General features: G+C 67.3%; 5 protein-coding genes and 1 pseudogene. 5 read left to right on the top strand and 1 reads right to left on the bottom strand.

The window, feature by feature from the left end; genetic code table 11:
• The first annotated feature begins 181 nt into the window (after nt 1–181).
• The 4 genes from QRO95_RS14955 (at nt 182) to rnfB (ending at nt 3,914) form a co-directional block, all read left to right on the top strand.
• Nucleotides 182–625, top strand: coding sequence for a DUF2147 domain-containing protein (locus QRO95_RS14955; protein ID WP_032130402.1), 444 nt, complete (start codon nt 182–184; stop codon nt 623–625).
• Between the two features lie 101 nt (nt 626–726).
• Nucleotides 727–2,808 carry a methionine--tRNA ligase gene (gene metG / locus QRO95_RS14960; RefSeq protein ID WP_285302902.1) on the top strand — a complete coding sequence of 694 codons (2,082 nt, stop codon included), beginning with the start codon at nt 727–729 and terminating at the stop codon, nt 2,806–2,808.
• A gap of 76 nt (nt 2,809–2,884) precedes the next feature.
• Nucleotides 2,885–3,475 (top strand): HAD family hydrolase, encoded by a 591-nt coding sequence (locus tag QRO95_RS14965; RefSeq protein ID WP_049463206.1) that lies wholly within the window; start codon nt 2,885–2,887, stop codon nt 3,473–3,475.
• A gap of 25 nt (nt 3,476–3,500) precedes the next feature.
• Nucleotides 3,501–3,914 carry an Rnf electron transport complex subunit RnfB gene (rnfB, locus tag QRO95_RS14970; RefSeq protein WP_080291848.1) on the top strand — a complete coding sequence of 138 codons (414 nt, stop codon included), beginning with the start codon at nt 3,501–3,503 and terminating at the stop codon, nt 3,912–3,914.
• A gap of 149 nt (nt 3,915–4,063) precedes the next feature.
• Here rnfB and QRO95_RS14975 read toward each other — a convergent pair whose 3' ends face one another.
• Nucleotides 4,064–4,411 carry a RidA family protein gene (locus QRO95_RS14975; RefSeq protein ID WP_005410556.1) on the bottom strand — a complete coding sequence of 116 codons (348 nt, stop codon included), beginning with the start codon at nt 4,409–4,411 and terminating at the stop codon, nt 4,064–4,066.
• Nucleotides 4,412–4,603: 192 nt separating this feature from the next.
• Between QRO95_RS14975 and QRO95_RS14980 the strand changes: the two are divergent.
• A pseudogene (locus QRO95_RS14980) lies at nt 4,604–5,583 on the top strand (hypothetical protein); the annotation flags it as partial.

Raw genomic sequence — 5,583 nt, forward strand, 5'->3', positions numbered from 1 at the left:
CCCCCGCAACCGAACCCACCCCGCCATCCCACGGATAGCCCGCTGTTGCTGTTGCAGTTGCTGTTGCCCCCGCAGGTGCAGGGCGCAGCCCTGCAAAGCCCCCCCTTCCCCATACCCCGCCGAATGGGTATACAGTCGACCCATGCCGGCAGCGTGCCGGAATGAACCCTGGGAGGGGACCATGCGCAACACCTTCAAGACCCTGCTGCTGGCACTGCCGCTGTGCCTGGCCGCCCTGTCGGCACAGGCCGCCGACGGCGCCGCCGGCCGCTGGAAGACCATCGACGACAAAACCGGCAAGGTGAAGTCGATCGTCGAGATCAGCCAGGCCGCCAACGGCACGCTGACCGGCAAGGTGGTCGACATCCTGCACTCGGACAAGGGCCCGAACCCGGTCTGCGACGGCTGTGAAGGCGCCAACAAGAACAAGCCGGTGAAGGGCATGACCATTCTCTGGAACCTGAAGGCCGACGGCGCCAACAAGTGGTCCGGCGGCACCATCCTCGACCCGGCCAACGGCAAGACCTACAAGTCGAAGATGGAACTGCAGCCCGGCGGCACCAAGCTGGACGTGTCCGGCTGCATTGCCTTCATCTGCCGCGCGCAGACCTGGCAGCGCGAATAAGCCCCCAGGCCCCGCTTCATCCCCGTGACCCGGCTTCGGCCGGGTCACGTCGTTGCGGGCATGCGATACTCTGCGGTTCCCCTCGGCTTCACCCCGCGACCATGACCCGTACCGCGCTCGTCACCACCGCCCTGCCCTACGCCAACGGCCCGCTGCATCTGGGCCACCTGGTCGGCTACATCCAGGCCGACATCTGGGTGCGTGCGCGGCGAATGAGTGGCGGCAAGGCCTGGTTCGTCTGCGCCGACGACACCCACGGCACGCCGATCATGCTGGCCGCGGAGAAGGCCGGGGTCACCCCGGAAACCTTCATCGCCAACATCCAGGCCAGTCACGAACGTGACTTCGCCGCCTTCGGCGTGGCCTTCGATCACTACGACTCGACCAATTCGGCGGCCAACAAGGCGCTGACCGAGCAGTTCTACCTGAAGCTGGAAGCGGCCGGCCACATCAGCCGCCGCTCGGTGGCGCAGTTCTACGACCCGGCCAAGGGCATGTTCCTGCCCGACCGCTACGTCAAGGGCATCTGTCCGAACTGCGGCAGCCCCGACCAGTACGGCGACAACTGCGAAGTCTGCGGCGCCACCTATGCGCCGACCGACCTGAAGGAGCCGCGTTCGGTCATCTCCGGTGCCACGCCGGAAATGCGCGATTCGGAGCACTTCTTCTTCGAGGTGGGCCACTTCGATGCATTCCTGCGCGAATGGCTGGCCGGCGATGTCGCCCTGCCGGGCGTGAAGGCCAAGCTGGGTGAGTGGCTCAATGCCGAAGGTGGCCTGCGCGCGTGGGACATCTCGCGCGACGCACCGTACTTCGGTTTCCAGATTCCGGGCCAGCCGGGCAAGTACTTCTACGTCTGGCTGGATGCGCCGATCGGCTACCTGTCCAGCTTCCAGACCCTGTGCGGCAAGCTCGGCGAAGACTTCGAAGCGCATCTGCGCGCCGGCACCGCCACCGAGCTGCACCACTTCATCGGCAAGGACATCGTCAACTTCCACGGCCTGTTCTGGCCGGCGGTGCTGCATGGCACCGGCCACCGCGCGCCAACCCGCCTGCACGTCAACGGCTACCTGACCGTAGACGGCGCCAAGATGAGCAAATCGCGCGGCACCTTCGTGATGGCGCGTACCTTCCTCGACGCCGGCCTGGAGCCGGAAGCGCTGCGCTACTACTACGCCGCCAAGTCCGGCGGTGGCGTCGACGATCTCGACCTGAACCTGGGTGACTTCATCGCCCGCGTCAACGCCGACCTGGTCGGCAAGTTCGTCAACCTGGCCAGCCGCTGCGCCGGCTTCATCAGCAAGCGTTTCGACGGCCAGCTGGCCGCACAGCTGCCCGATGCGGCGCAGTACCAGCGCTTCGTCGACGGCCTGGCGCCGATCCGTGAAGCCTACGAGCGCAACGATCCGGCCGCGGCGATCCGCCTGACCATGACCCTGGCCGACGAAGCCAACCGCTACATCGACGACGTCAAGCCGTGGGTGATCGCCAAGCAGGATGGCGCCGACGCGCAGCTGCAGGCCGTGTGCAGCCAGGGCCTGAACCTGTTCCGCGTGCTGGTCACCGCCCTGAAGCCGGTGCTGCCGGCCACCGCTGCGCAGGCCGAGGCCTTCCTGGCCGCGCCGGTGACCGACTGGACCGAACTGGCGCAGCCGCTGCTGGGCCATCGCATCACCGAGTACACCCCGCTGTTCACCCGTATCGACCCGAAGAAGATTGACGCCATGATCGACGCCTCCAAGGACACCCTGCAGCCGGCCGCCGCTGCCGCCCCCGCCGCCAAGACCGACGCCGCCAAGCCGGCCGCACCGGCACCGGCCAAGGACGAAGCCAAGGGTGCCGATGCTCCGGCCTACATCGGCATCGACGATTTCGCCAAGCTCGACCTGCGCATCGGCAAGGTGCTGGTCTGCGAGTTCGTGGAAGGTTCTGACAAGCTGCTGCGCTTCGAACTGGACGCCGGCGAGCTGGGCAAGCGCCAGATCTTCTCCGGCATCCGCGCCAGCTACGGCGAGCCGGAGAAGCTGGTCGGCCGCAGTGTGGTGTTCATCGCCAACCTGGCCCCGCGCAAGATGCGCTTCGGCCTGAGCGAAGGCATGATCCTGTCGGCCGGTTTCGACGGCGGCGCGCTGGCGCTGCTGGACGCCGACAGCGGCGCGCAGCCGGGCATGCCGGTCCGCTGATGCCCGCAGCGGGCGTGGTTGCGGCCACGCCCGCCGGCAGCACCGGCCTCGGGGCAACGCGATGGGAGGCAACGGAATGGAACTGGCGCTGTTCGACTTCGACCACACCGTAACCACCTGCGATACCTATGGCCGATTCCTGCGCCGCGTGGCCACGGCCGAACAGCTGGCACAGGCGTGGTGGAAAGTCGGCCCGTGGCTGGCCGCATACAAGCTGAAACTGATCTCGGCCGAGCGCATCCGCGCGCGCGTCACCCGTTTGACCTTCAGCGACCGCCACAGCGATGACATCGCCACGCTGGCAGCCGGCTTCTCGCGTGAGTTCCTGCCCGACGTGGTGCGCCCGGAAATGCTGGAGCAGATCCGCTGGCACAAGGAACAGCAGCACACCGTGGTGATCGTGTCCGGCTCGCTGGACCTGTATCTGCGGCCGTGGTGCGAACAGCTGGGCCTGCAGTTGATCTGCAACCGGCTGGAGAGCCAGGACGGCCGTCTCACAGGTCGCTATGCCGGTGGCGACTGTGGCCCGCGCAAGGTCGAGCACATCCGCCGCCAGTTCGATCTGTCACGCTACGTGCGCATCCATGCCTACGGTGACAGCTCCGAAGACAAGCCGATGCTGGCGCTGGCCCACGAGCGCTGGTTCCGTGGCAAACCCTTGAAGTAACCCCAACGCGCAGCCTTCGCCACGCATGAGCCTGATTCCTCCCCTGACCGAACGCCTCGACCGCCTGCTGCCGCAGACCCAATGCGGGCAATGCGGCTACGACGGCTGCCGCCCGTACGCGCAGGCCATGGCGCGCGGCGAGGCAGGCGTGGACCGCTGCCCGCCGGGCGGCGACGCTGGCGCGCGCGCACTGGCGCAGGTACTGGACGTACCCGCCATTCCGTTTGATCGTTCGCGCGGCGAGCACAAGGCGCCGCAGGTGGCATTGATCGTGGAAGCCGACTGCATCGGCTGCACCAAGTGCATCCAGGCCTGCCCGGTGGATGCCATCGTCGGTGGCGCCAAGTACATGCACACGGTCATTGCCGATCTGTGCACCGGTTGCGAGCTGTGCATTCCACCGTGCCCGGTGGACTGCATCGAGCTGGTGCCAACGTAGCCACCAGACCAACCGGCAGTGGAGCGGCGGGGTAGAGTCGACGGTTGCGACTGCTCTTCGTTCCGGCGGCGCAAAACCCCGCGCTGCGCGCGATAGTCGACTAACCGTCGACTCTACCCTCCGCTGGTGGGACCTGACCTTGCCTGCCGTTACGGTACCGCCGCCGTCACTACGATCTCGACCTTCCAGTCAGCGTGGGCCAGCTTGGCCTCGACCGTGGCACGCGCCGGGGTCGCACCCTCGACCACCCACTCATCCCACGCCTTGTTCATGCCGTCGAAGTCGGCCATGTCGGCCAGGAACACCTCGGCGCGCAGCACGTGCTGGCGGTCACTGGCGACCAACGCCAGCAGCTTGTCGATTTCTGCCAGCACCTGCCGGGTCTGGCCGGTGATGTCCTGGCTGGTGTCTTCCGGAATCTGGCCGGAGAGATAGGCGACCTTGTTGTATACGGTCATTTCGGACATGCGCGGTCCGACGTCGTAACGCTCCATCATGGGCGTGGCTCCTGCGGTTGATCAGGCCTGCATTGTCCTCCAAACCGGTCGACGGTGGGTGCACGGGCATCCTCCGCGACACGTCACTACCGGACTCCGACGGTCCCACTGGTCAAATGACGATGACAGGCGCACGATGCGCCACGCCCGCGTTGACACCGCCCTCGCCCCTCCTGCCGCACCCTTGCGCCGATGACCGCCCCCGTCGATTCCACCACTGCCTCTTCCACGCCAACCTGGAAGCGGGTTGCCACCATCGTCATCCCCCTGCTGATCCTCGCCCTGGCCCTGCACGGCCTGGCCAACGAGTTCGACGAGCACGGCTATCGCGCCATCCGCCAGGCGTTCCGGCAGCTCAGCGGCACGCAGATCGCGCTCACCGTGGTACTCGGCCTGGCCAGTTACGCCTGCCTGATCGGTTTCGATGCCATCGGCCTGCGTCGCAGCGGCATCCGCGTGCACCCCGCGCGCATCGGCATCACCGCCTTCCTTGCGCACACGCTGGGCCAGACCGTGGGTTTTGCCGCGTTGACCGGCGGCGCGGTGCGCCTGCGTGGCTACCGCAGCGCCGGCCTGGACCTGGCGCAGATCGGCCAGGTGGTGCTGATGAGCACGCTCGGCTTCGTGTTCGGTGCATGGCTGCTGATCAGTGTGGCGCTGTGCATGGAACCGGCTGCCGCAGCCTTGGCACTGCCGCTGGATCCCAATGCGGTACGTATCGTCGGCATCGTCGCGTTGCTCGCCTACCTCGCCACGGTGCTGCTGGTCGGCCGCGATGGACGGCAGTTCAGCGTATTCGGTCATGCGTTGTGGCTGCCCGACCGCCGCACCATGATCGGTGTCACCGTGCTCAGCGTGATCGAACTGGTGCTGGCCAGTGCCGCGTTCTACGTGCTGCTGCCGGACTCCACGCCCACCGGCCTGCCAGGCTTCGTCGGGCTCTACCTGGTGGCAGTGCTGGCCGGCCTGGTCTCCACCGTGCCCGCGGGCCTGGGTGTGTTCGAGTGGAGCCTGCTGAAGCTGTTGCCGCAGGTGGCACCGGCAGCGGTGCTGGCGGCGGCGCTGATCTATCGCGTCACCTACTACGTGCTGCCGCTGGTGCTGGCCACCCTGCTCGCCCTTGCGCCTGCCCTGCGGCAGCCGCTGCAGGCCAGCGCCGGCGCAACTCGCGC

The organism is Stenotrophomonas maltophilia group sp. Smal13, assembly GCF_030236855.1.
In the GTDB taxonomy this organism is placed as follows: Bacteria; Pseudomonadota; Gammaproteobacteria; order Xanthomonadales; family Xanthomonadaceae; genus Stenotrophomonas; species Stenotrophomonas maltophilia_A.